Source organism: Streptomyces sp. NPDC046859, assembly GCF_040645135.1.
In the GTDB taxonomy this organism is placed as follows: domain Bacteria; phylum Actinomycetota; class Actinomycetes; order Streptomycetales; family Streptomycetaceae; genus Streptomyces.
Genome location: NZ_JBEYXR010000011.1, coordinates 149,972 through 172,658, shown reverse-complemented (window position 1 = coordinate 172,658; position 22,687 = coordinate 149,972). Strand labels below are relative to the sequence as shown.

General features: G+C 72.3%; 23 protein-coding genes. 5 read left to right on the top strand and 18 right to left on the bottom strand.

What is annotated here, in order from left to right; translation table 11 throughout:
- Nucleotides 1-114: 114 nt before the first annotated feature.
- The 7 genes from truB to rimP form a co-directional block, all read right to left on the bottom strand.
- Nucleotides 115-1,020 (bottom strand): tRNA pseudouridine(55) synthase TruB, encoded by a 906-nt coding sequence (truB, locus tag ABZ899_RS18850; protein ID WP_361347121.1) that lies wholly within the window; start codon nt 1,018-1,020, stop codon nt 115-117.
- On the bottom strand, nt 1,017-1,472 hold the full coding sequence (gene rbfA, locus ABZ899_RS18845) for a 30S ribosome-binding factor RbfA (RefSeq protein ID WP_361347119.1): 456 nt from the start codon (nt 1,470-1,472) through the stop codon (nt 1,017-1,019). Before rbfA ends, truB begins: the two co-directional genes overlap by 4 nt.
- 32 nt (nt 1,473-1,504) lie before the next feature.
- Entirely contained in the window at nt 1,505-1,798 is a 294-nt protein-coding gene (locus ABZ899_RS18840) for a DUF503 domain-containing protein (RefSeq protein WP_361347116.1), read from the bottom strand.
- Nucleotides 1,799-1,941: 143 nt separating this feature from the next.
- Nucleotides 1,942-5,025, bottom strand: coding sequence for a translation initiation factor IF-2 (gene infB / locus ABZ899_RS18835; RefSeq protein ID WP_361347113.1), 3,084 nt, complete (start codon nt 5,023-5,025; stop codon nt 1,942-1,944).
- Between the two features lie 146 nt (nt 5,026-5,171).
- Nucleotides 5,172-5,450 (bottom strand): YlxR family protein, encoded by a 279-nt coding sequence (locus ABZ899_RS18830; protein WP_361347110.1) that lies wholly within the window; start codon nt 5,448-5,450, stop codon nt 5,172-5,174.
- A 102-nt stretch (nt 5,451-5,552) separates the two neighbouring features.
- Entirely contained in the window at nt 5,553-6,539 is a 987-nt protein-coding gene (nusA, locus tag ABZ899_RS18825; protein ID WP_361347107.1) for a transcription termination factor NusA, read from the bottom strand.
- A gap of 2 nt (nt 6,540-6,541) precedes the next feature.
- Nucleotides 6,542-7,039: a ribosome maturation factor RimP gene (rimP, locus tag ABZ899_RS18820; protein WP_361347104.1), complete on the bottom strand. Its 498-nt coding sequence runs from the start codon at nt 7,037-7,039 to the stop codon at nt 6,542-6,544.
- A 219-nt stretch (nt 7,040-7,258) separates the two neighbouring features.
- On the opposite strand from rimP, the gene ABZ899_RS18815 reads away from it, so the two are divergent.
- From ABZ899_RS18815 to ABZ899_RS18805, 3 genes are read left to right on the top strand one after another with little or no spacing between them, the layout of a single operon-like run.
- Complete coding sequence (locus ABZ899_RS18815; RefSeq protein ID WP_361347101.1) at nt 7,259-7,816, top strand: hypothetical protein; 558 nt, start codon at nt 7,259-7,261, stop codon at nt 7,814-7,816.
- A complete protein-coding gene (locus tag ABZ899_RS18810) occupies nt 7,813-8,277 on the top strand; it encodes a ferritin-like domain-containing protein (RefSeq protein WP_361347098.1) in 465 nt (154 codons plus the stop codon). The genes ABZ899_RS18815 and ABZ899_RS18810 overlap by 4 nt, the downstream gene beginning before the upstream one ends.
- 48 nt (nt 8,278-8,325) lie before the next feature.
- A complete protein-coding gene (locus ABZ899_RS18805; protein ID WP_361347095.1) occupies nt 8,326-9,225 on the top strand; it encodes an aminoglycoside phosphotransferase family protein in 900 nt (299 codons plus the stop codon).
- Nucleotides 9,226-9,325: 100 nt separating this feature from the next.
- Here the strand turns inward: ABZ899_RS18805 and ABZ899_RS18800 are convergent, their stop codons facing one another.
- The 4 genes from ABZ899_RS18800 to ABZ899_RS18785 form a co-directional block, all read right to left on the bottom strand.
- On the bottom strand, nt 9,326-9,838 hold the full coding sequence (locus ABZ899_RS18800; protein ID WP_361347092.1) for a hypothetical protein: 513 nt from the start codon (nt 9,836-9,838) through the stop codon (nt 9,326-9,328).
- 112 nt (nt 9,839-9,950) lie between these two features.
- Nucleotides 9,951-10,688: a WhiB family transcriptional regulator gene (locus ABZ899_RS18795; protein ID WP_361347089.1), complete on the bottom strand. Its 738-nt coding sequence runs from the start codon at nt 10,686-10,688 to the stop codon at nt 9,951-9,953.
- Nucleotides 10,685-11,404 (bottom strand): BN159_2729 family protein, encoded by a 720-nt coding sequence (locus tag ABZ899_RS18790; RefSeq protein WP_361347087.1) that lies wholly within the window; start codon nt 11,402-11,404, stop codon nt 10,685-10,687. The genes ABZ899_RS18795 and ABZ899_RS18790 overlap by 4 nt, the downstream gene beginning before the upstream one ends.
- A complete protein-coding gene (locus tag ABZ899_RS18785; protein ID WP_361347084.1) occupies nt 11,401-11,991 on the bottom strand; it encodes a sigma-70 family RNA polymerase sigma factor in 591 nt (196 codons plus the stop codon). The genes ABZ899_RS18790 and ABZ899_RS18785 overlap by 4 nt, the downstream gene beginning before the upstream one ends.
- A 275-nt stretch (nt 11,992-12,266) precedes the next feature.
- On the opposite strand from ABZ899_RS18785, the gene ABZ899_RS18780 reads away from it, so the two are divergent.
- Both ABZ899_RS18780 and ABZ899_RS18775 read left to right on the top strand, forming a co-directional pair.
- On the top strand, nt 12,267-12,692 hold the full coding sequence (locus ABZ899_RS18780; RefSeq protein ID WP_361347081.1) for a helix-turn-helix transcriptional regulator: 426 nt from the start codon (nt 12,267-12,269) through the stop codon (nt 12,690-12,692).
- Nucleotides 12,693-12,879: 187 nt separating this feature from the next.
- Nucleotides 12,880-13,125 carry a hypothetical protein gene (locus tag ABZ899_RS18775; protein ID WP_361347078.1) on the top strand — a complete coding sequence of 82 codons (246 nt, stop codon included), beginning with the start codon at nt 12,880-12,882 and terminating at the stop codon, nt 13,123-13,125.
- A gap of 75 nt (nt 13,126-13,200) precedes the next feature.
- On the opposite strand, the gene ABZ899_RS18770 is transcribed toward ABZ899_RS18775, so the two are convergent.
- The 7 genes from ABZ899_RS18770 to ABZ899_RS18740 all read right to left on the bottom strand — a co-directional run bounded on the left by ABZ899_RS18770 (nt 13,201) and on the right by ABZ899_RS18740 (nt 22,525).
- Nucleotides 13,201-14,904, bottom strand: a complete 1,704-nt coding sequence (locus ABZ899_RS18770) for a proline--tRNA ligase (RefSeq protein ID WP_361347075.1) — start codon at nt 14,902-14,904, stop codon at nt 13,201-13,203.
- Nucleotides 14,905-14,976: 72 nt separating this feature from the next.
- The gene (locus ABZ899_RS18765) at nt 14,977-15,540 is read right to left on the bottom strand and encodes a GNAT family N-acetyltransferase (RefSeq protein WP_361347072.1); all 564 of its coding nucleotides are present in this window, start codon (nt 15,538-15,540) and stop codon (nt 14,977-14,979) included.
- 83 nt (nt 15,541-15,623) lie between these two features.
- Nucleotides 15,624-16,472: a GNAT family N-acetyltransferase gene (locus ABZ899_RS18760; RefSeq protein ID WP_361347069.1), complete on the bottom strand. Its 849-nt coding sequence runs from the start codon at nt 16,470-16,472 to the stop codon at nt 15,624-15,626.
- A gap of 124 nt (nt 16,473-16,596) precedes the next feature.
- The gene (gene ispG / locus ABZ899_RS18755; RefSeq protein WP_361347066.1) at nt 16,597-17,754 is read right to left on the bottom strand and encodes a flavodoxin-dependent (E)-4-hydroxy-3-methylbut-2-enyl-diphosphate synthase; all 1,158 of its coding nucleotides are present in this window, start codon (nt 17,752-17,754) and stop codon (nt 16,597-16,599) included.
- A gap of 169 nt (nt 17,755-17,923) precedes the next feature.
- Nucleotides 17,924-19,216 (bottom strand): site-2 protease family protein, encoded by a 1,293-nt coding sequence (locus ABZ899_RS18750; protein ID WP_361347253.1) that lies wholly within the window; start codon nt 19,214-19,216, stop codon nt 17,924-17,926.
- 8 nt (nt 19,217-19,224) lie between these two features.
- Nucleotides 19,225-20,484: a 1-deoxy-D-xylulose-5-phosphate reductoisomerase gene (gene dxr / locus ABZ899_RS18745; protein WP_361347063.1), complete on the bottom strand. Its 1,260-nt coding sequence runs from the start codon at nt 20,482-20,484 to the stop codon at nt 19,225-19,227.
- A gap of 106 nt (nt 20,485-20,590) precedes the next feature.
- A complete protein-coding gene (locus tag ABZ899_RS18740) occupies nt 20,591-22,525 on the bottom strand; it encodes an acyl-CoA dehydrogenase family protein (protein ID WP_361347060.1) in 1,935 nt (644 codons plus the stop codon).
- Between the last annotated feature and the right edge of the window lie 162 nt (nt 22,526-22,687).

The following is a 22,687-nucleotide window of genomic DNA, read 5'->3' as shown; positions in this document are numbered from 1 at the left end:
GGTGGATACACCCTAGGGGTGGGGGAACCGAGGGGGGACCGTGGAGCGGCGGGCAGAGGACGACCCCGTGTCCGCCGCTCCACGGGCAGGCACCGCGTGCTGCCGTGCGGGCGCTCAGCTGAACACGGCGAGGCTCTTGGCCTTGCCCTTGTGCTCCTCGACGAGCGCGAGGAAGCGGCCCTCGGCGTCGAAGACCGCGACGGCTCCGGCACCGGTGTACTCGTCGGGCATGTCGAGGCGGACGCCGTTCGTGAGCAGCCGGGCGCGCCGGGGGTCGATCTCCCAGCGGGGGAAGGCTGCCGTGGCGGCCTCGGCGATCGGCATGACCGTGAGCTCCTGCTGGAGCTGGTCCAGCGTCCGCGCGGCGTCCAGCTTGTACGGGCCGACGCGGGTGCGGCGCAGTGCGGTGAGGTGCCCGCCGACGCCCAGGTCGGCACCGAGGTCGCGGGCGAGGGCCCGGATGTAGGTGCCGGAGGAGCAGACGACCGAGACGACCAGGTCGAGGACGGGGGTCCCGTCGTCGGCGACGGCGTCGCGGAGGTCGTACACCGAGAAGGACGACACGGTGACCGGGCGGGCCGGGATCTCGAAGTCCTCGCCCTCGCGGGCCCGCTTGTAGGAGCGGACGCCGTCGATCTTGATGGCGCTGACCTTGGAGGGGACCTGCATGATGTCGCCGGTCAGCTTGGCGATCCCGGCGTCCACGGCGTCGCGGGTGACCTTCGAGGCGTCCGTGGACCCCGTGATCTCGCCCTCGGCGTCGTCGGTGAGCGTGGTCCGGCCCAGGCGGATCGTGCCCAGGTACTCCTTCTCGGTCAGGGCGAGATGACCGAGCAGCTTGGTCGCCTTCTCGACGCCGAGGACGAGCACGCCCGTGGCCATCGGGTCGAGGGTGCCGGCGTGCCCGACCCGGCGGGTGCGGGCGATGCCGCGCATCTTGGCGACCACGTCGTGCGACGTGAAGCCCGACGGCTTGTCGACGATGACAAGGCCGTCGGGCGTGGTGTTCTTCTGCGTCATTCCGCGGTGTCGCCGTCCGTCTCGTCCTCGGAGCCCGGCTTGCGGTACGGGTCCGCCTCACCGGCGTAGTTGGCGCCCGCCGACGCCTCGCGGACCTTCTCGTCGGACTGGCGCGCCTTGTCGAGGAGGTCCTCGATGGTCTTGGCGGTGTCCGGCAGGGCGTCGGCGACGAAGGTGAGGGTCGGGGTGAACTTCACCCCGGCGGCCCGGCCGACCTCGGACCGCAGGACGCCCTTGGCGCTCTCCAGACCGGCCGCCGCGGCCGCCCGCTCCTCGTCGTCGCCGTACACCGTGTAGAAGACGGTCGCCTCCCGCAGGTCCCCCGTGACGCGGGTGTCCGTGATGGTGACGTGCGAGCCGAGCCGCGGGTCCTTGATCCCGCGCTGCAGCTTCTGGGCCACCACCTCTCGGATGAGGTCCGCCAGCCTCTTGGCACGCGCGTTGTCGGCCACTGGTCCGTCTCCTTAAGTGCTTACGTCTTGCTTCAGTCTTCGTCGCTGTGGAGCCTGCGTCGAACCGAGAGCAGTTCCACCTCGGGGCGTCCGGCGACCAGCCGCTCGCAGCGGTCCAGTACGCCGGTGAGGTGTCCCATGTCCCCGGAGACCACCGCGAGGCCGATCTCCGCCCGGCGATGGAGTTCCTGGTGGTCCGTCTCGGCCACGCTCACCGCGTACTTGCGCTGGAGCTCGGCCACGATGGGACGGACGAGGGAGCGTTTCTCCTTGAGCGAGTGGACGTCGCCGAGGAGCAGGTCGAAGGACAGAGTCCCCACATACATGTGTGTCCGGATGTCCCGCCGGTTCGGGGTACGGGCGCCACGCTCGGCGCCGATACCGGAACCGTACACGCAACGGCCGGGGCCGATCGACGGAGTTTCCCTTCCGGGAACTCGCGCCGACCGGCCCCGATCGCGTGCTGGGATCAGACGCGCGGCTTCTCGCGCATCTCGTACGTCGCGATGACGTCGTCGACCTTGATGTCGTTGAAGTTGCCGAGGTTGATACCGCCCTCGAACCCTTCGCGGATCTCGGTGACGTCGTCCTTGAAGCGACGCAGACCCTCGATGTTGAGGTTCTCCGCGACGACCTTGCCGTCGCGGATGAGGCGCGCCTTGGTGTTGCGCCGCACCTCGCCGGAGCGGATGAGCACACCCGCGATGTTGCCCAGCTTGGACGACTTGAAGACCTCGCGGATCTCCGCCGTACCGAGCTCGACCTCCTCGTACTCCGGCTTGAGCATGCCCTTGAGGGCCGCCTCGATCTCCTCGATCGCCTGGTAGATGACCGAGTAGTACCGGACGTCCACGCCCTCGCGCTCCGCCATCTGCTGCGCACGGCCGGCTGCCCGGACGTTGAAGCCGATGACGATGGCGTCGGAGCCCATGGCCAGGTCGATGTCGGACTCCGTGACCGCACCGACGCCGCGGTGCAGGACGCGGATGTCGACCTCTTCGCCGACGTCCAGCTGGAGCAGGGACGACTCGAGGGCCTCGACGGAACCAGACGCGTCACCCTTGATGATCAGGTTCAGCTGCTGGACCTCGCCGGCCTTGAGCACCTTGTCCAGGTCCTCGAGCGAGACGCGGCGCGTGCGCTTGGCGAACGCGGCGTTGCGCTCACGGGCGGCGCGCTTCTCGGCGATCTGACGGGCCGTACGGTCCTCGTCGACCACCAGGAAGTTGTCGCCGGCACCCGGGACGTTGGTCAGACCCAGCACCTGGACCGGCGTGGACGGACCAGCCTCGGCGACGTTGTTGCCGTTGTCGTCGAGCATGGCGCGGACGCGACCGTAGGCGTCGCCCACGACCATCGTGTCGCCCACCCGCAGGGTGCCTCGCTGGACGAGGACCGTCGCCACGGCACCACGGCCGCGGTCGAGACGGGACTCGATCGAGATGCCCTGCGCGTCCTGGTTCGGGTTGGCCCGCAGGTCGAGCGAGGCGTCCGCGGTCAGGACGACCGCTTCCAGCAGGGAGTCGATGTGCAGACCCTGCTTGGCGGAGATGTCGACGAACATCGTGTCGCCGCCGTACTCCTCGGCCACCAGCCCGTACTCGGTGAGCTGACCGCGCACCTTGGTCGGGTCGGCGCCCTCGACGTCGATCTTGTTGACCGCGACGACGATCGGGACGTCGGCCGCCTTGGCGTGGTTGAGCGCCTCGACCGTCTGCGGCATGACGCCGTCGTTGGCCGCGACGACCAGGATCGCGATGTCGGTCGACTTCGCACCACGGGCACGCATGGCGGTGAACGCCTCGTGACCCGGGGTGTCGATGAAGGTGATCTTGCGCTCTTCGTCGTTGACCTCGGTCGCGACCTGGTAGGCACCGATGTGCTGGGTGATGCCGCCGGCCTCGCCCGCGATGACGTTCGTCTTGCGGATGGCGTCGAGCAGTCGGGTCTTGCCGTGGTCGACGTGACCCATGACGGTGACGACCGGCGGGCGGACCACCAGGTCCTCCTCGTCGCCCTCGTCCTCGCCGAACTCGATGTCGAAGGACTCGAGAAGCTCGCGGTCCTCCTCCTCGGGGCTGACGATCTGAACCGTGTAGTTCATCTCGCTGGCCAGGAGCTCCAGCGTCTCGTCGGAGACGGACTGGGTCGCGGTGACCATCTCGCCGAGGTTCATCATGACCGCGACGAGCGACGCCGGGTTGGCGTTGATCTTCTCCGCGAAGTCGGTGAGCGACGCACCGCGCGACAGGCGAATGGCTTCGCCGTTGCCGCGAGGCAGCATCACACCGCCGACCGACGGGGCCTGCATGGCCTCGTACTCCTGGCGCCTCTGCCGCTTCGACTTGCGGCCACGACGCGCGGGACCACCGGGACGGCCGAAGGCACCCTGCGTGCCACCGCGGCCACCGGGACCACCGGGACGGCCACCGAAGCCGGGACGGCCGCCGCCACCACCGGGACCACCGGGACGACCGGCGAAGCCGCCGCCACCGCCACCGGGACCACCGGGACGACCGGCGAAACCGCCGCCACCGCCACCCGGACGGCCGGCGAAACCGCCGCCACCCGGACGACCGCCGCCGCCACCACCGGGACGACCGCCGCCACCGGGACCACGGCCACCGGGGCCGCCGCCGGGACGCGGGCCGGCCGCGGGACGCTGCGGCATCATGCCCGGGTTGGGACGCGGACCACCGGGACGGGGGGCGCCGCCCTGCGGACGGGGCATGCCGCCCGGCGTGGGACGCGGACCGCCCGGAGCCTGCGGACGGGGACCGCCCGCCGCGCCCTGGGGACGGGGACCGCCCTGACCCTGGCCCTGCGGACGCGGGGCACCGCCGGGGGCACCGGGGCCACCCGGACGCGGGGCACCGCCGGGACGGGGCGCCTGGGGGCGCGCCATGCCGGTGGAGCCGCCGGAGGTGAAGGGGTTGTTGCCCGGACGGGGACCGGCCGGACGGGCGCCGGGACGCGGCGCCTGGCCACCCTGACGCGGGGCGCCGGGACGCTCACCGCGGCCCTGGCCGCCCTGCTGGCCGGCGGGACGCGGAGCACCCGGACGCGGCGCCTGGCCACCCGGACGCGGGGCGCCCGGACGCGTGCCGGAGCCCTGGCCCTGCGAGGCCGCCGGAGCGGCGGGCGCCGACGGGGGCGCCGTGAACTCGGGCGTGGTCGGAGCCGGGGACGCCGGGGCGGGCCGCGGCGCGGGCTTCGGGCCCGGAGTGGGACGGGAGCCGGAAGAGGCCGGCGCGGCGGGTGCCGCGGGCTTCTCGGCCGCCGGCTTGGGAGCCGGGGGGCGCGGCGGAGCCGGACGGGCTCCCTGCGCCGGAGAGGGGGCTGCCGGCTTCGCCGGGGCAGCCTTGCGTGCGGGGGCGGACTTGCCGCCGCCGTTGCCCTGCTGGAGGGCGTCCGTCAGTTTGCGGACAACGGGCGCTTCGATGGTCGAAGACGCCGAACGGACGAATTCACCGAGTTCCTGGAGCTTGGCCATGACGACCTTGCTCTCCACACCGAACTCCTTGGCGAGTTCGTATACCCGGACCTTAGCCACTTCGCTCCTTTTAGGTCCGGGTTGCGGCCGGACCGTCGCTACTTCATGGGCGTACTCATCGCGTACTCATCGAGTGCTCATCGCAATCTCGACCTACTTCCGACTCGCGAGGTACCAGGGCCGCACGGGGTTCCGCGCGACGCTTCTTACGGTGTCGCCTGCTCGACGTATCGGCGCAACGCCTTTGTGTCGAGCGCTCCCGGGGCGCGCAACGCCCTCGTGAACGCCCGGCGACGTACCGCCTGGTCGAGACAGACCAGGGCGGGGTGCACATACGCACCCCGGCCGGGCAGCGTACCGCGAGGATCGGGGACGCACTCGTCCTCGATCGCCACGATCCGCAGCAGATCAGCCTTGGCCGCTCGCTCCCGGCACCCCACACAGGTGCGCTCAGGGCATGCGCGGACGCGTGTCCGGCCAGACAAAGTTAAGTCTACCTCCCCGTACGGACCTCACCCCTTCGGGGCAGGATTCGAACAGTTGCCGGGCGATAACCTGACGTGATCTGAGCGACCTGAGGCCTGGATCTATTCCCCGGCCTGCTCGGTGTCCGGCCGGATGTCGATGCGCCAGCCGGTGAGCCGGGCCGCGAGCCGGGCGTTCTGCCCTTCCTTGCCGATCGCCAGCGACAGCTGGTAGTCCGGCACGGTCACCCGGGCGGACCGGGTCGCCATGTCCACGACCTCCACCTTGGAGACGCGGGCCGGGGAGAGCGCGTTCGCCACCATCTCGGCCGGGTCGTCCGACCAGTCGACGATGTCGATCTTCTCACCGTTGAGTTCGCCCATGACACTGCGCACCCGGCCGCCCATGGGGCCGATGCAGGCGCCCTTGGCGTTCAGGCCGCTGCGGGTGGAGCGCACGGCGATCTTGGTGCGGTGACCGGCCTCACGCGCGATGGCGGCGATCTCGACGGATCCGTCGGCGATCTCCGGCACCTCCAGCGCGAAGAGCTTCTTCACCAGGTTCGGGTGGGTGCGCGACAGGGTCACGGAGGGTCCGCGCACACCCTTGGCGACGCGTACCACGTACGACCGCAGCCGCATGCCGTGCTGGTAGGTCTCGCCGGGGACCTGCTCCTGCACCGGCAGGATGGCCTCCAGCTTGCCGATGTCCACGAGCACGTTCTTCGGGTCGCGGCCCTGCTGGACCACACCGGTGACGATGTCGCCCTCGCGGCCGGCGTACTCGCCGAGCGTCGCGTCGTCCTCGGCGTCGCGCAGCCGCTGCAGGATGACCTGCTTGGCGGTGGTGGCGGCGATACGGCCGAACCCGGACGGGGTGTCGTCGAACTCGCGGGCCTCCTGGCCCTCCTCGAGGTCCTCGGGGTCCTCCTTCGCCCACACGGTCACATGCCCGGTCTCCCGGTTGAGCTCCACGCGCGCGTGTCGGCGGCTTCCCTCGGTGCGGTGGTAGGCGATGAGGAGGGCCGACTCGATGGCCTCGACCAGCAGGTCGAAGGAGATCTCCTTCTCCCGAACCAAGCCCCGCAGGGCACTCATGTCGATGTCCACGGCTACGCCTCCTCTTCCTTCTTGTCCTTGCGGTTGAACTCGACCTGCACGCGCGCCTTCTCGATCTCCGGGAACGCGAGTCTGCGGCTGGTGGCCTTGCGACCCTTGACCCCGGGCACTTCGACGTCGAGACCGTCGTCGTCGACCTCGAGGATGCGGGCCACCAGTTCGCCGCCCTCGGCGAGCTGGAACTTCACCAGGCGGTCGACGGCACGCACGTAGTGGCGGTGCTCCTTGAGGAGGCGTTCCGCGCCCGGGGTGCCGACCTCGAGGGTGTACTCGCCCTCGCCCATCGCGTCCGTCTCGTCCAGCTTCGCCGAGAGCACGCGGCTCACATCGGCGATCCGGTCCAGATCGGCCCCGGTGTCGGAGTCGACGACGACGCGCAGCACACGCTTGCGTCCGACCGAGTCCACTTCGATCTCTTCGAGGTCCAGTCCCTGGGAGCTGACGAGGGGTTCCAGGAGTGCTCGCAGCCTCTCGCTCTGGGTGGTGCTCATCCGGGTGACTCCTCGGCCGCGTGTGCTGTTGTGGGATGGGGCGCGTGTCAGGTCAAAGGGTATCCGGTCGCAGGGTGTGTTGCCGTCCACCTGCGGGTGACCGGTGCCGATGAGTGGCACCGCCGCGCCGCGCGGGTACGGTGATCACGGGCCCGCGGCCCGCTGACCGGGCGGCCGCCGTCGCAAGTGCTTTCGTACGTACTCCCCGAGGAAGTCGCCGTGCCGTACCCCCCGCCCCCGCGCGTCCTCCCGGGACCGCGCAGAAGAACCCTGCTCGCCTCGGCCGCGGGAGCCGCGCTGCTCGCGGGCTGCTCCTCGGCGTCCGGTGACCCGGACGGCGGTACGGGCGGCAGTCCGTCGCTCGCCGAGCGGGCCCGCGCGCGTGCGGCCCGGGACAGCGAGGGCCTGGTCGGGCGGTACGACGCCGTCCTCGCCGCCCATCCGGCGCTGGAGCGGCTGGTGGCCCCCTTGCGGGCGGAGGCCGTACGGCATGTGGAGGCGTTCGGCGGGGGCGCGTCCGGGTCGTCGGCGTCGCCCTCGGCGTCCACCTCCCCGTCGTCCTCCGCCTCGGCCTCCGCCTCGGCCTCCGCCTCGATCCCGGCGGTGCCCGCGGACGAGCGGGACGCGCTGGCCGAACTCGCCGCCGCCGAACGGACGCTCGCGGACCAGCGGGCCAAGACCCTTCTCGAGATGCCCGGTGAACTGGCACGGCTGCTCGCCTCGGTGGCGGCGGCCGGGGCCGCGCACGCGTTCCTGCTGACGGAGGGTGCCAGGTGAGCGAGGCGGACAAGGCGAGGGTGAGGGCGCTTCAGGCGGCGCTGGCCGCCGAGCACGCGGCCGTCTACGGGTACGGCGTGGTCGGCGGGCGGATCGGCGAGGAGCGGCGCTCCGACGCGCGCGCCGCGTACGAGGCCCACCGGGCGCGGCGGGACGCGCTGGCGCGCGCGGTGCGCGACCTGGGCGCCGACCCGGTCGCCGCGAGCGCCGGGTACGCGCTGCCGTTCCCGGTGACGGACGGGGCCACGGCGGTGCTGTTCGCCGCCGAGCTGGAGAGCCGGGTGGCCGGCGTGTACGGGGACCTGGTGCGGGCGGCCGGGGGCGAACTGCGCGGCACGGCCGCCGAGGCGTTGCGGGAGGCGGCGGTCCGGGCGGTGCGCTGGCGGGGCGAGAGCGTAGCCTTCCCTGGGCTCGCCGAGCGGGCGGACACGTCGTCCGCGCCGGCGGCGCCCACCGCGTGACGCGGGCCGCAGGACACCGACGGGCAGGACGGAAGGGACGACTCGCGCATGGCTTTCGAACCGCCGCAGCGTCTGGTCAGGGCGCTCGGTGAGACGGCGCCGGACGGCGACGCCTGGCTGGAGGAGCTGCCGCGGGCGACCTGGCGCGCCGTCGAGCTGCGCGAGTTGACCGTGGAGCGGGTGCAGCTGCCCGGCGGCCGCAGCAGCCTGGTGGTGCTGGTCCGGCGAGCCGACGGCACCCCGGCGGTGCTGAAGCTGGCCCCGCCCCGTGCCCGTCCGGAGAGCGAGCGGGCCGCGCTCGCGCACTGGGGCGGCACCGGTGCCGTCCAGCTCATCGAGCCGTTCGTGACCGAGGGTGTGCTGCTGCTGGAGCGGCTGCGCCCGGACCGGTCGGTGCGGTCGCTGCCGGAGGCGAAGGCGCTGCTGGAGGCGGCGGGGACGCTGCGCCGGCTGTGGGTGGCGCCCCCGGACGGGCACCCCTTCGAGACGGTCGAGGAGCGCACGGGACGGCAGTCGGAGGCGATGCGGGCGACCGCGTCGGAGCGGACGGATGTGGCGGTGCTGGTCGACGCCGCGCTCGCGGCCCGGGACGAGCTGCTGGCGGCGCCCGCGGAGCGGCAGTTGCTGCACGGCACGTTCCGGCAGAGCAAGGTGCTCGCCGGGGAGCGGATGCCGTGGCTGGCGGTGGGGCCGGACCCGGTGGTCGGTGAGTGCGCGTTCGATCTGGCGCGGCTGGTGCGGGACCGGGTGGAGGATCTGGTCGCCTCCCCGTCCGGGGCCTCGACGACGCGCCGCAGGGTCAAGCGCCTCGCGGAGTCCCTGGAGGTCGACCAGGAACGGCTGCGCGGGTGGACGCTGTTCCGTGCCGTGGAGTCGGGTGTACGGGCGCTGCGGGTCGGGCGGCCGCAAGATGCCGAGCTGCTGCTGGAGTTCGCGAGCTGGCTGTAGGCCGCGAGCCGCGCCCCCCTGCGGGGAGCTCTCGCAGGGGGGCGCGGTGGGTCCGGCCGACGTGCCTCCCGAGCCTGCCGGCCGGAGTCCGGCGGGGTGCTCAGCGGTCATCGCGGGTCGTCGCGAACAGCATCCCCTCCATGGCCAGCAGCCGGGTGTGCCGCCGCAGATGGGCCGCCTGGTCCCCGATGGCGCGGCCGTACGGTCCCACGGTGTGCGGGGCGTACGGGATGTGCGCGAACTGCGGCAGGTCGGCCGGGTGCAGGGGCCAGGAGAGCTGCCGGCCGCCCGCCTCGATGCCGAGCTGGTGGATGCCGTCGGCGCCCCGGGTGAGGACGGCGCTCGCCGGGTGCAGTGCGGCCAGCCAGGCCAGCAGTTGGGCGCGTTCGAGCCGTACGCGGGTCAGGTCCCGCTCGTAGGAGTCGGCGTAGCGCTGCCAGCGGTCGCGCTCCTGCCGGCACTGCTCCAGTTCCCGCTCGCACTTCCGCCGGGGCGGGCCGGCCGCCCGGAGCCCCCGCCGCAGTGCGGTGGCCGCGCGGCGCAGGCGCCCCGGAGGCCGGGGTTCGCCGGCCGCGGGTTCGTCGGACGGCGGGGACGTGGGGGACGTGGGCATGAGGTACTCCGTGTCGGTGGACGAACGGCTTCGGACCGGACCGCGGGACACTCCGGCGCGGCACGGGGACGGGACGGGGGCGGCCGGCGAACGGCCGCGGTACGGGGCGGGGTCATGCGGGCGGGCGCGGGACGCGGGCGCGGGTGGAGCCGGTACGGCGGTAGCGCCCGGCCTCGTAGGTGTTGGCGGCCCGGCACGCCGCGTCGACGGGTTCGCCCCGTCGCAGATGCCGCTGGTAGGCGGCGCGCGTGCCACAGGGCGCGGGGCGTATGCGCGACGGCGTGTCGCCGCCCCGCTCGGCCGTCCGCCGGTCGGGCGCGGGCGGGTCAGCCTCGTCGGCGCCGGAGCGCGGCCCGGACGGAGGCGGGCCGGGGTCGGGCGGGTTCCTCTCCTCCGGCGCGGGCGGGCCGGGCGGCGCCGGCGCGGGCGGAGTGAGTGGAGTGGCTGGAGTGGGTGGAGTGGGTGGCGCCGGCACGGGTGGCGCGGCCGGCGGCCCGCTCTCGGCACGGCGCACCAGAGCGGGTCGTACGGGTCCGGGCGGGGAGTCCGGTGCGACCGGCCGCCTGCTCGGCGGCGCGGGCAGGGCCCCCGGGGAGTGCCCCGTCTGTTCCAGCGCGTGCCGCTGGGGGCCGGTCAGACCCGCGACGACGCCCTGCCGACGGCATCGGGGCAGTCCCCGCTCCCGTCGCAGCACGGCGTCCCGGCACGGTTCGAGCACGGGGCAGAGCGCGCAGATCGCGACCGCGAGGGGCCACGTGCGACGGGTGAACCACAGCTCGGCGTCCCACTCCCGGCAGGCCGCGCGCAGTTCCCAGAGGCGTGATCCGCCGTCAGGTACCGCCGGGGTCATCCGGCCGGCTCGGGCGGGGACGTGCGGACCCCGGCGCGGCGGGCGTCGCACACCGGGGACAGGGGGCCCAGATGGGCCGCCACATTGGCCAGGGAGCACCGTTCGGGGCGCCCGTCCAGGGACAGCAGCGGCATCCCGTCGGGCCGCCGGCAGCCCTGGAAGTACCACACGTCGCCGTGGGCGTCGCGCAGCGGTGACGCGAGATCGTATGTGGCGTCGCCGACGCGGAAGGGCCGGCGCCCCCGCCGTCCGGTCGCGGCGCCGTGGGCCACCACGGTGACGCGGACGCCGTCGCGCTCGCCCTCGCCGACCAGGGTGTGGGGGCGGCTCCCCTCCCCCACGACGGTGATGTGGAAGTAGGCGCGCCAGCGGCTCCAGCACTCGGCGCCGTCCACGCGCAGCACGACCCGTACCCGGTCGCCGTCCACGCGCACGTCGGAGGGGCCCGCGTGCCCGGCGAGGTGGCGCTCGACCGCGCGGGCGACGGAGCGTGCGCGGGCGCAGGAGGCGTCCCAGGCGAGGGCCTTGCGCTCCAGGTCGGTGAGCGGGCGCGGCCGGCGGGACCAGCCTCCGTCCGCGGTGCGGTGCAGCACGGTGCCCAGGGAGCGGCCGGGGGCGGCCGGCAGGCCGGCGGGGTCGACGGCGGCGGGTTCGGGGTCCACGGACCGCAGGACCGCACGGATCGCCCCGCCGGCCTGGGGGAGGTCGCCGTTCACGCGGACACCGCCTCGGTCGTCCAGCGCAGTTTCCGCAGCGCCCGGTAGGTGAGCGTCTTGACCGCGCCGACGCTGCGTCCCATGGCCACCGCGGTCTCCTGTGCGCTCAGTTCGTCCAGGAAGCGCAGCTCCAGGCAGTGCCGTTGGTGCGGGTTGAGCCGGTGCAGGGCGGTGTGGACGGTCTCCTGGGCCTCGACGGCGTCCAGTTCGCGCAGGACGAGCGCCTCGGTGCCTCGCTGTGCGTCCCGGGGATCGTCGAACTCGGCGACGGGGGTCTCCCATCGCGTGCGTCCGCGCCCGAGTTCGTCGAGCCAGAGGTTCTTGGCGATCGTGGTGAGCCATCCGGCGAAGGCGGTGCCCTGCCAGTGGAAGGTGCCGATGCGGCGCAGGGCGCGGACGAACACCTCCTGGGTGAGGTCCTCGGCCAGATGTCGGTTGCGGGTGCGAACCAGGAGGAACGCGTAGACGACGCGGTAGTGCTCGAAATACAGGGCGGCGAACGCCTCCCGGTCGCCTGCGCGGGCCCGGGCGACCAGTTCGGGCTCCGGGCCGGCCGGGGCGGTGGTGACGTTGTCCGGCTGGGACACGACGGCTTCTCCTCTGCAATACGCATGTAGATGTAGATTCTTTGGACGGACGCGCGCAGGCCACGGCGGAAACCCGCGATCCCCTCCCAGGGCGTCTACAGTCTTCATGTAGATGCATATCGTGTCAAGAAGCCTACGGAGCGTGAGACTTGAGGGCGCGGACGGGGCGCACAGGAGCACCGGCACCCCCGGAACGCTCCGGCGTGCTCCCGAAGTACCTTCGCTGATCTGCGATCTACTTGCGCTTGTAGATATTGATGGCCGATCCTCTGAGCGTGACGAACCAGAGGAGTCAGCACCCGGCAGATCCCGAAGCCGCCCGGCACGCCCAGCACCGGGACGAGGATCTGGCGGCCCTGCTCGAACGCCTGCTGGCCCAGGTGCCGGACCGGACCCAGAAGGACCTGGCGGCGGAGTCCGGCATCTCGTACCCGACGCTCAACGCCTGGATGAACCGCACGCGCGGCACCTCGCGCATCGACCCGGAGAAACTGCGGGCCATGGTCGACGTGTTCCGGCGCTGGGGCGTGCGCACGACACCGCGGGAGTTCTTCGAAGCGGTGGGCCGGCCGGTGCCGGGTCCCAGCGGCGACGAGCGCGAGGCCCGGCTCCTCAAGCTGTACCGGCAATTGCCGGAGTCACGCCAGCGCGCGCTGCTCAAGGACGCCGAGGCGATGCTCCAGGTCAGCCGTATCGTGTGAGGTCAGTGCCGTGCGAGCGGCGCGCGGAGCGGGTCGCCGGTCTCCCCCGGCCATAACGGACGCCGGGCGCGCTCCGGAAGAATATGACGAAAGTCCTCACGAACCCCACACACATCGGTACCATCAGTCAGCCGCTGACCTCCCGGAGCGGAACGCTCGTGCCGTAGGCATGCCTGGGGAGGCAGTTGTGTGCGTTCGCATTGCCGTGACGGACGGTCTGGCGGGCATCGCGGTCTGGGACCCCGACGAGGTCAGCATCATGGTGGCCCGCAGCGCGCCGGCGGGTGACGTGCTCAGAGAAGTGGCGGACATCCTCATGATCGACCTGGGGGCTCCCGCCTCCCGGGGCGGCCCGCTGTGCTGCTTCTGCGGCATGGGCGTGGAGCTCCCCCACGAACTGGTGTCCTGTGTCCACGCGGCCGAGGCCGGCTGAGCCGCGCCGGACCGAGGACGGCCGCCGGCCGCCCCTCTCTCCGAGGGACGGCCGGGCGTCGAAGGGGTGCGCCGGTCAGGCGGTCAGGCGGGCGATCGCCTCGTCCACCGTCAGCTCCTCGCGCTCACCGGTCCTGCGGTCCTTCAGCTCGACGACGCCCTCGGCCGCGCGGCGCCCGGCCACCAGGATCTGCGGGACGCCGATCAGCTCCGAGTCCGTGAACTTCACGCCCGGCGAGACGCCGGCGCGGTCGTCGCACAGCACCCGCAGCCCGGCCGCGGACAGCTTCTCGGACACGTCGAGGGCCAGTTCGGTCTGCAGGGCCTTGCCGGCGGCGACCACGTGCACGTCGGCCGGGGCGACCTCGGCGGGCCAGCACAGGCCCTTGTCGTCGGCGGTCTGCTCGGCGAGCGCGGCGACCGCACGGGAGACGCCGATGCCGTAGGAGCCCATCGTGACGCGGACCGGCTTGCCGTTCTGGCCGAGGACGTCGAGCTTGAGGGCGTCCGCGTACTTGCGGCCGAGCTGGAAGATGTGCCCGATCTCGATGGCGCGGTCGAGCTTCAGGCCGGTGCCGCACTTGGGGCAGGGGTCGCCCTCCTGCACGACCACGACGTCGACGTAGGTGTCGACCTGGAAGTCACGGCCCGCGACGACGTTCTTCGCGTGCGTGCCCTCCTTGTTGGCGCCGGTGATCCAGGAGGTGCCGGGGGCCACACGCGGGTCGGCGAGGTATGTCACCTTCTCGCCCAGGCCCTGCGGGCCGACGTAGCCGCGCACCAGGTCGGGGCGCTCGGCGAAGTCCGCCTCGGTGACCATCTCGACGACGGCCGGGGCGAAGTGGGCCTCGACCTTGTCCATGTCGACCTCGCGGTCGCCGGGCACACCGACGGCGACGATCTCGCCGTCGACCTTGACCAGCAGGTTCTTCAGGGTGGCCGAGGCCGGGACGCCGAGGTGGGCGGCGAGGGTCTCGATCGTGGGGGTGTCCGGGGTGGGGATCTCCTCGAGCGCGGGCGCGTCCGCGGCCTCGACCGGCTTCAGCTCGTAGGTGATCGCCTCGGTGTTCGCCGCGAAGTCGCAGTTCGGGCAGTCCGCGAAGGTGTCCTCGCCGGCCTCGGCGGGGGCCAGGAACTCCTCCGACTTCGAGCCGCCCATCGCGCCCGCGGTCGCCGCGCAGATGCGGTAGTCCAGGCCCAGGCGCTCGAAGACGCGCTGGTATGCCTGGCGGTGCAGGGCGTAGGACTTCGCGAGGCCCTCGTCGTCGGTGTCGAAGGAGTAGGAGTCCTTCATCAGGAACTCGCGGCCGCGCAGGATGCCGGCCCGGGGACGGGCCTCGTCGCGGTACTTGTGCTGGATCTGGTAGAGGATGACCGGCAGGTCCTTGTAGGAGGACGCCTGGTCCTTCACCAGCAGGGTGAAGATCTCCTCGTGGGTCGGGCCGAGCAGGTAGTCGCCGCCCTTGCGGTCCTTGAGGCGGAACAGCTCCTGGCCGTACTCGTCCCAGCGGCCCGTCGCGTCGTAGGGCTCACGCGGCAGCAGGGCGGGCAGCAGCACCTCCTGGGCGCCGATGGCGTCCATCTCCTCGCGGACGATGCGCTCCACATTGGCCAGGACCCGCCTGCCGAGGGGCAGCCAGGACCAGATGCCGGCCGCCGTGCGACGGACGTAGCCGGCGCGGACCAGCAGCTTGTGGCTGAGGACCTCGGCGTCCGCCGGGTCGTCGCGCAGCGTCTTCGCCATCAACTGGGACATGCGCTGGACCGGTGCTTTCGCCATGGTTCTCGTACTCCTGCCGGATGTGGTTGATGGCAGGAGGTTAGCCGGGCGGGACGGGACGGTGGAAATCGGTTAACGGCGCAGCGGCAGCGGGGCGCCCATCACGGCGTACGGCTTCGGGGCGCTGGGGAAGAGGACCTGGCGGGCGAGGTCCTGGTAGCCGAGGGAGCGGTAGAGGCCGCGGGCCGGGCTGTCCGTGTCGATCGCGGAGAGGATCGAGCGCGGCTCGGTGGCGCTGTCCGTGATGGTGGTGATCAGGGCGCGGCCCACGCCGCGGTTCTGGTAGGCGGGGTGCACGTGCAGCTCGGTGATGACGAAGGAGTCGTCGAGCCAGTCGTCGAGCCTCTGGGCGCGCAGATACGGCTCCACCACGGTGGACCACCAGTGGCTGCGGCTGTTGGGCATGCCGTAGACGAAGCCGGCGAGGCGGTCGCCGGAGGTGGCGCCGAGGGCGCGGGCGCCGGGGTAGGTCATGTGCCGCAGGACGATCTGGCGGCGTACGGCGACTTCGTCGGGTCCGAGTCCGAACGCCACCGCCTGGACCGCGAGGGCCTCGTCGACCCGGGCCGGCAGGTCGAGCGGGCCGATCACGATGTCGTCGGGGTGGCGGCGGTGTGCCTGACCGGGAAGGCGCATGGTGGGGAGCCTACAAGCAATGGGCGGGCCGGGGTCCTGGCACGGCCCGGGGGCCGCCCCTTCCGCGCCCGGGGGCGCGTCGGTCAGAACAGGACGCTCATGAAGGCGCCGACCTCCTGGAAGCCCACCCTGTGGTAGGTCCTTCTGGCCGCGGTGTTGAAGTCGTTGACGTACAGGCTGGCGACCGGGGCCACGTCCGCGAGGGCGTAGCGCAGGACCGCCGCCATGCCCGGCGCCGCGAGCCCCTGGCCGCGGTACTCGGGGGCCACCCAGACGCCCTGGATCTGGCAGGCGTGGTCGGTCGCGGCGCCGATCTCGGCCTTGAAGACGACCTTGCCGTCCTGGTCGAGGCGGGCGAAGGAGCGGCCGGACCCGACGAGTTCGGCGACCCTGGCCTGGTAGAGGAGGCCGCCGTCGCCGGCGAGCGGCGAGACGCCGACCTCCTCGGTGAACATGGCCACGCACGCCGGGAGGATCGTCTCCATCTCGTCCTTGCGGATGCGGCGGACGTACGGGTCCGGGGCGATGTCGGCCGGCATCTGGTCGGTGACCATGAGCGGCTGGTGGGCGCGGACCTCGCGGGCCGGGCCCCAGGTGGGCTCCAGCAGCCGCCACAGCTGCGCGGTGGGCTCGGCGGGCCCGACGATGGAGGAGCAGCGGCGGCCCGCCCGGCGGGCCCGGTCCGCGAAGGCGCGGACGGCACGCGGGGTGGCGCAGATGGGGACGAGGTTGGCGCCCGCGTAGCACAGGGACGTCAGCATGCCGTCGTCGTACCAGCCCCACATCTCTCCGCCGAGGCGCCAGGGGTCGAGGCCCGCCACCTGGACGCGGGACGTCACGAAGGCGTTGGTGACCGGCTCGCGGTCGAGGACGGCGAGCGCGGCGTCCAGGTCACTCGGTTCGAGCACCCGTGAGGTGGTCTGGGTCAACACGTGCGGGGCCTCACGCTGGGGTTCTGCTGGTCCCCGCACTGTACCCGCGGAAGCTGTGCCGTGCCGCCCCTCGGTCGTGACCGGTGGTCCCGGCCCGGCCGGGGGGCGGTGCCGGCGCGGGCGATCAGCCCGCGACCGCGACGGAGGGCTCGCCGCTCGCCACGCCGTCGGCCTCCATCTGCTCGGCCAGCTTCATGGCCTCCTCGATGAGGGTCTCGACGATCTTGGACTCGGGGACGGTCTTGATGACCTCGCCCTTGACGAAGATCTGGCCCTTGCCGTTGCCGGAGGCGACGCCGAGGTCGGCCTCGCGGGCCTCGCCGGGGCCGTTGACGACACACCCCATGACGGCGACGCGGAGGGGCACCTCCATGCCGTCCAGACCCGCGGTGACCTCCTCGGCCAGCTTGTAGACGTCGACCTGGGCGCGGCCGCAGGACGGGCAGGAGACGATCTCCAGGCCGCGCTGCTTGAGGTTCAGGGACTCCAGGATCTGGATGCCGACCTTGACCTCCTCGGCCGGCGGGGCCGACAGGGAGACGCGGATGGTGTCGCCGATGCCCTGGGAGAGGAGCGCGCCGAAGGCGACGGCCGACTTGATGGTGCCCTGGAACGCCGGGCCGGCCTCGGTCACGCCGAGGTGCAGCGGGTAGTCGCACTGGGCGGCGAGCTGCTTGTACGCCTCGATCATGATCACCGGGTCGTTGTGCTTCACCGAGATCTTGATGTCCCGGAAGTCGTGCTCCTCGAACAGGGACGCCTCCCACAGCGCCGACTCCACCAGCGCCTCGGGCGTCGCCTTGCCGTACTTCTGCAGCAGCCGCCGGTCCAGCGACCCGGCGTTGACCCCGATCCGGATCGGCGTGCCATGGTCCCTCGCGGCCCGCGCGATCTCCTTGACCTTGTCGTCGAACTGCTTGATGTTGCCCGGGTTCACCCGCACCGCCGCACAGCCGGCCTCGATCGCCGCGAACACGTACTTCGGCTGGAAGTGGATGTCCGCGATCACCGGGATCTGCGACTTGCGGGCGATCGTCGACAGCGCGTCCGCGTCGTCCTGCGTCGGGCACGCCACCCGCACGATCTGGCAGCCCGAGGCCGTCAGCTCCGCGATCTGCTGCAGCGTCGCACCGATGTCGGACGTGCGCGTCGTCGTCATCGACTGCACCGACACCGGGGCGTCCCCGCCGACCGCGACGGACCCGACCTGGATCTGCCGGCTCTTGCGGCGCTCGGCGAGCTTGGTCGGAACGGACGGCATGCCGAGAGAAATCGCAGTCATCTGCTGTGCAACCCCAAGTCGTGGATCAAGGTCCGGTCCCGTCAGCAGCGGGCCCCAGGGTCCGAGATTACGGCACGGACGCTCGGCCCCTCACCTCACGCCCCGTAAACCCACTCGATGGAATACGGCCCGGGACGCGGGGTCCCGGGCCGCCTGGAACGCCGTAGGGCTAGGAGATCCTGACCGGGTTGACGACGTCCGCGACGAGCACCAGCAGGGTGAAGCAGACGAAGACCCCGGCGACCACGTACGCCACCGGCATGAGCTTGGCCACGTCGAAGGGGCCGGGGTCCGGCCGGCGCAGCACCCGCGCCAGGTTCCGGCGCAGCGACTCCCACAGCGCGCCCGCGATGTGACCGCCGTCGAGCGGCAGCAGCGGGAGCATGTTGAACAGGAACAGGGAGAGGTTGAACCCGGCCAGCAGGAAGACGAACGTGGCCAGCTGCTGGGACGCCGGGATGTCGAGCGTGGCGATCTCCCCGCTGACCCTGGCGGCGCCGACGATGCCCATCGGGGAGTCCGGCTCACGGGGGCCGTCGCCGAACGCCGCGTCCCACAGGGCGGGGACCTTGGAGGGCAGGGCCACCAGGGAGTCGACGGCGTCGCCGACCCGGTCCGACATCCAGGTCACCGACTCGCCGAGGTCCTGCTTGACGACGCCGTTGGCCGCGCTGAAGCCGAGGAAGCCGGCCTTGATGTACTCGCCCTCGACGTAGGCGCCGCTCGCGTCCTTCTTGACGACCCGGTTGGTGGCGATCTTCGCTTCGAGGGTGACCTCCCGGCCGCCCCGGTCGACGACGATCGGCACCTGCTTGCCGGCGCTGTCACGGATGAGGTCGGAGAGGGTGTTCCAGTCCTCGGTGCGCACGCCGCCGAATGCGACGATCTTGTCGCCGGCCTTCATGCCCGCGGCCGCGGCCGGGGACCTGGGGTCGGACGCCTTGCACGTGTCGCGGTTCTCGGTCTGCGCGATGACGCACGGGGAGACCGAGCTGACCGTGGTGGTCTGCTGCTGGATGCCGAAGCCCATCAGCACGGTGAGGAACAGGGCGACCGCGAGCACCAGGTTCATGAAGGGGCCCGCGAACATCACGATGACCCGCTTCCACGGCTTGCGCGTGTAGAACAGGCGGCTCTCGTCGCCCGGCTTCAGCTCCTCGAAGGCCGCGGAGCGCGCGTCCTCGATCATGCCGCGCCACGGCGAGGTGGAGCGGGCCTCCAGCCGGCCGTCGGGGCCGGGCGGGAACATGCCGATCATCCGGATGTAGCCACCGAACGGGATCGCCTTGACGCCGTACTCGGTCTCTCCCTTGTTCCGCGACCAGATCGTGGGGCCGAAGCCGACCATGTACTGCGGCACGCGGATGCCGAACAGCTTGGCCGTGGACAGGTGCCCCAGCTCGTGCCAGGCGATCGAGAACAGCAGCCCGACCGCGAACAGCACTATGCCGAGGATGAACATCAGGGTCGTCATGCACGGGCCTCCGCCGTGTGTGCCGCCAGTTCCCGGGCGCGTGCGCGGGCCCAGGTCTCCGCTTCGAGGACGTCCGCGACGGTCAGCGAAGTTCCCGAGCTCGGGGTGCCGTGCTCCTCCACCACCCGCGTGACGGTCTCCATGATGCCGTTGAACGGCAGTGCGCCGGCCCGGAAGGCCTCGACGCACTCCTCGTTGGCGGCATTGAACACCGCCGGGGCCGTGCCCGCGAGTGCGCCCACGTGCCGCGCCAGGTTCACCGAGGGGAACGCCTCGTCGTCGAGCGGGAAGAACTCCCACGTCGACGCCTTGCTCCAGTCGAAGGTGGGCGCGGCGTCCGGGACGCGCTCGGGCCAGCCCAGCCCGATGGCGATGGGGCCGCGCATGTCGGGCGGCGTCGCCTGGGCGATCGTGGAACCGTCGGTGAACTCGACCATCGAGTGGACATACGACTGGGGATGCACGACCACCTCAATGCGGTCGAAGGAAATGTCGTAGAGCAGGTGCGCCTCGATGACCTCGAGCCCCTTGTTGACGAGGGTCGCGGAGTTGATCGTGATGACCGGGCCCATCGCCCAGGTGGGGTGTGCGAGGGCGTCGTCGACGGTGACGTCCGCCAGCTCGGCCCTGGTCCGGCCGCGGAAGGGGCCGCCGGACGCGGTCACGACGAGCTTGCGCACGTCCGCGCGCGAGCCGGACGCCAGCGCCTGGAAGAGGGCGGCGTGCTCGGAGTCGACCGGGATGATCTGCCCGGGCTTGGCGAGCGCCTTGACCAGGGGGCCGCCGACGATGAGCGACTCCTTGTTGGCGAGCGCGAGGGTGCGGCCGGCCTCCAGCGCGGCGAGCGTGGGGGCCAGGCCGATGGAGCCGGTGATGCCGTTGAGGACGGTGTGGCACTCGGAGGCGGCGACCTGGGTGGCCGCGTCGGGTCCCGCGAGGATCTCGGGCAGCGGCTCCCCCGCGCCGTAACGGTCGCGCAGAGCGTCGCGCAGGGCCGGGACGACGTCCTCGCGGGCGACGGCGACGGTCCGGACCTGGAGCCGGTGCGCCTGCTCGGCGAGGAGCGCGACCCGGCCGCCGTTCGCGGACAGCGCCGTGACCCGGAACCGGCCCGGGTTGCGCAGCACGAGGTCGATGGCCTGGGTGCCGATCGAGCCGGTGGAGCCGAGGATCACCACGTCCTTGGGACCGCCGCCCGCCACGGGGTCGTAGACGAGGTGCGGGTCGGCGAGGGGGGAGGCTGGACTGTCACTCATCCCCCCATTGTGGCCGCAGCGGTCGGCGGGCAGGACCGCGTGTCCCCATCGGGTGGGTAACAGGATGGTGAGGGGCCGCCGCGGGCGGTGACCCCTCACGGGGCGCTCAGCGGATCGGGCGGTGGACGTTCGCACGCGTGCTCGCGCCCGGGGTGGCGTCGGCGATCCAGACGCCGCCGTCGTCGGACGGGTCGACGATGCCCTCCTCCAGCCAGGCGTACGTGCCGGACATCACGCCCTTGACGACCTTGCGGTCCAGGTCGTCGGTGTTGGACCACAGGCGGCCGAACAACTCCTCGACGCGCAGCCGGGACTGCCGGCAGAACGCGTCGGCGAGCTGGTAGGCCTCGCGGCCGTGCTCGCCGCGGGCCCGCAGGTGCTCGGCGCGCACGCAGGCGGCGCTCATGGCGAACAGCTCGGCGCCGATGTCGACGATCCGGCCGAGGAAGCCCTGCTTGCTCTCCATGCGGCCCTGCCAGCGGGACATGCCGTAGAAGGTGGAGCGGGCGAGCTTGCGGGCGGTGCGCTCGACGTACCGCAGATGCCCGGAGAGGTCGACACCCTGCTTGAACTCGCTGAAGGTGTAGGGCAGTTGCCCCTGACCGGCGATCAGCTTCGGCAGCCACCTGGCGTAGAAGACACCGGCGTTCGCGCCCGCCTTCGCCTTGTCCTGGAGGGACTTGTCGGGGTCGATGAGGTCCCCGGCGACGGAGAGGTGGGCGTCGACGGCCTCGCGGGCGATGAGGAGGTGCATGATCTCCGTCGAGCCCTCGAAGATGCGGTTGATGCGCAGGTCGCGCAGGACCTGTTCGGCGGGGACGCCGCGCTCGCCGCGCGCCCGGAGCGAGTCGGCCGTCTCGAAGCCGCGGCCGCCGCGGATCTGGACGAGTTCGTCGGCGATGAGCCAGCCCATCTCGGAGGCGAACAGCTTGGCGAGGGCGCCTTCGATCCGGATGTCGTTGCGGTCCTCGTCGGCCATCTGGGCGGCGAGGTCGGTGACGGCCTCCAGCGCGAAGGTGGTGGCCGCGATGAAGGAGATCTTCGAGCCGACGGCCTCGTGGTGGGCGATGGGCTTGCCCCACTGCTCACGGGCCGCCGACCACTCGCGGGCGATCTTCAGGCACCACTTGCCGGCGGCCACGCAGGACGCGGGCAGCGAGAGCCGGCCGGTGTTCAGCGTGGTCAGCGCGATCTTCAGGCCGGCGCCCTCGGGACCGATGCGCTGGGCGGCGGGGACGCGGACCTGGTGGAAGCGGGTGACGCCGTTCTCGATGCCGCGCAGGCCCATGAAGGCGTTGCGGTTCTCGACGGTGATGCCGGGCGAGTTGGTCTCGACGACGAAGGCGGTGATGCCGCCCTTGTGGCCCTCGGACTTCGGGACCCGGGCCATGACGACGAGCAGGTCGGCGACGACGCCGTTGGTGGTCCACAGCTTCACGCCGTCGAGGACGTAGTCGTCCCCGTCGGGCACGGCGGTGGTGGCCAGGCGGGCGGGGTCGGAGCCGACGTCGGGCTCGGTCAGCAGGAAGGCGCTGATGTCGGTGCGGGCGCAGCGCGGAAGGAAGCGTTCCTTCTGCTCGGTGCTGCCGAACAGCTTCAGCGGCTGCGGTACGCCGATCGACTGGTGGGCCGACAGCAGCACACCGATCGCCGGGGAGGCCGAGCCGACCAGGGCGAGGGCCTTGTTGTAGTAGACCTGCCCGAGACCGAGACCGCCGTACTTGGTGTCGATCTTCATGCCGAAGGCGCCGAGCTCCTTGAGCCCGTCGACGACGTCGTCCGGGATGCGGGCCTCGCGTTCGATGAGGGCGCCGTCGACCTTGGTCTCGACGAAGTCGCGCAGTTTGGCGAGGAACTCCTCGCCGCGCTGGGTCGCCTCGTCGGTGGGCATCGGGTGGGGGTGGATGAGGTCGAGGCGGAACCGGCCGAGGAACAGCTCCTTGGCGAAGCTGGGCTTGCGCCACTCCTGCTGGCGGGCGGCCTCGGCCACCTGCCGTGCCTCACGTTCGGTGACGGTGGGTTTGGGGGGTGCTGCGGACATGAGGCTCACCTCGCCGCGAATCGGGATCAGGGGCCATGTGGCTACCGACGGGTGCTACCCGATCGTATGTACCCGATTACGGACGCGGCCACCACCCCGCGCGCGGCCGTTCACCCTCCGCGACGGGCCGGTGCGGGGCGTCCGGGCCGGTGGGCCCGTGTG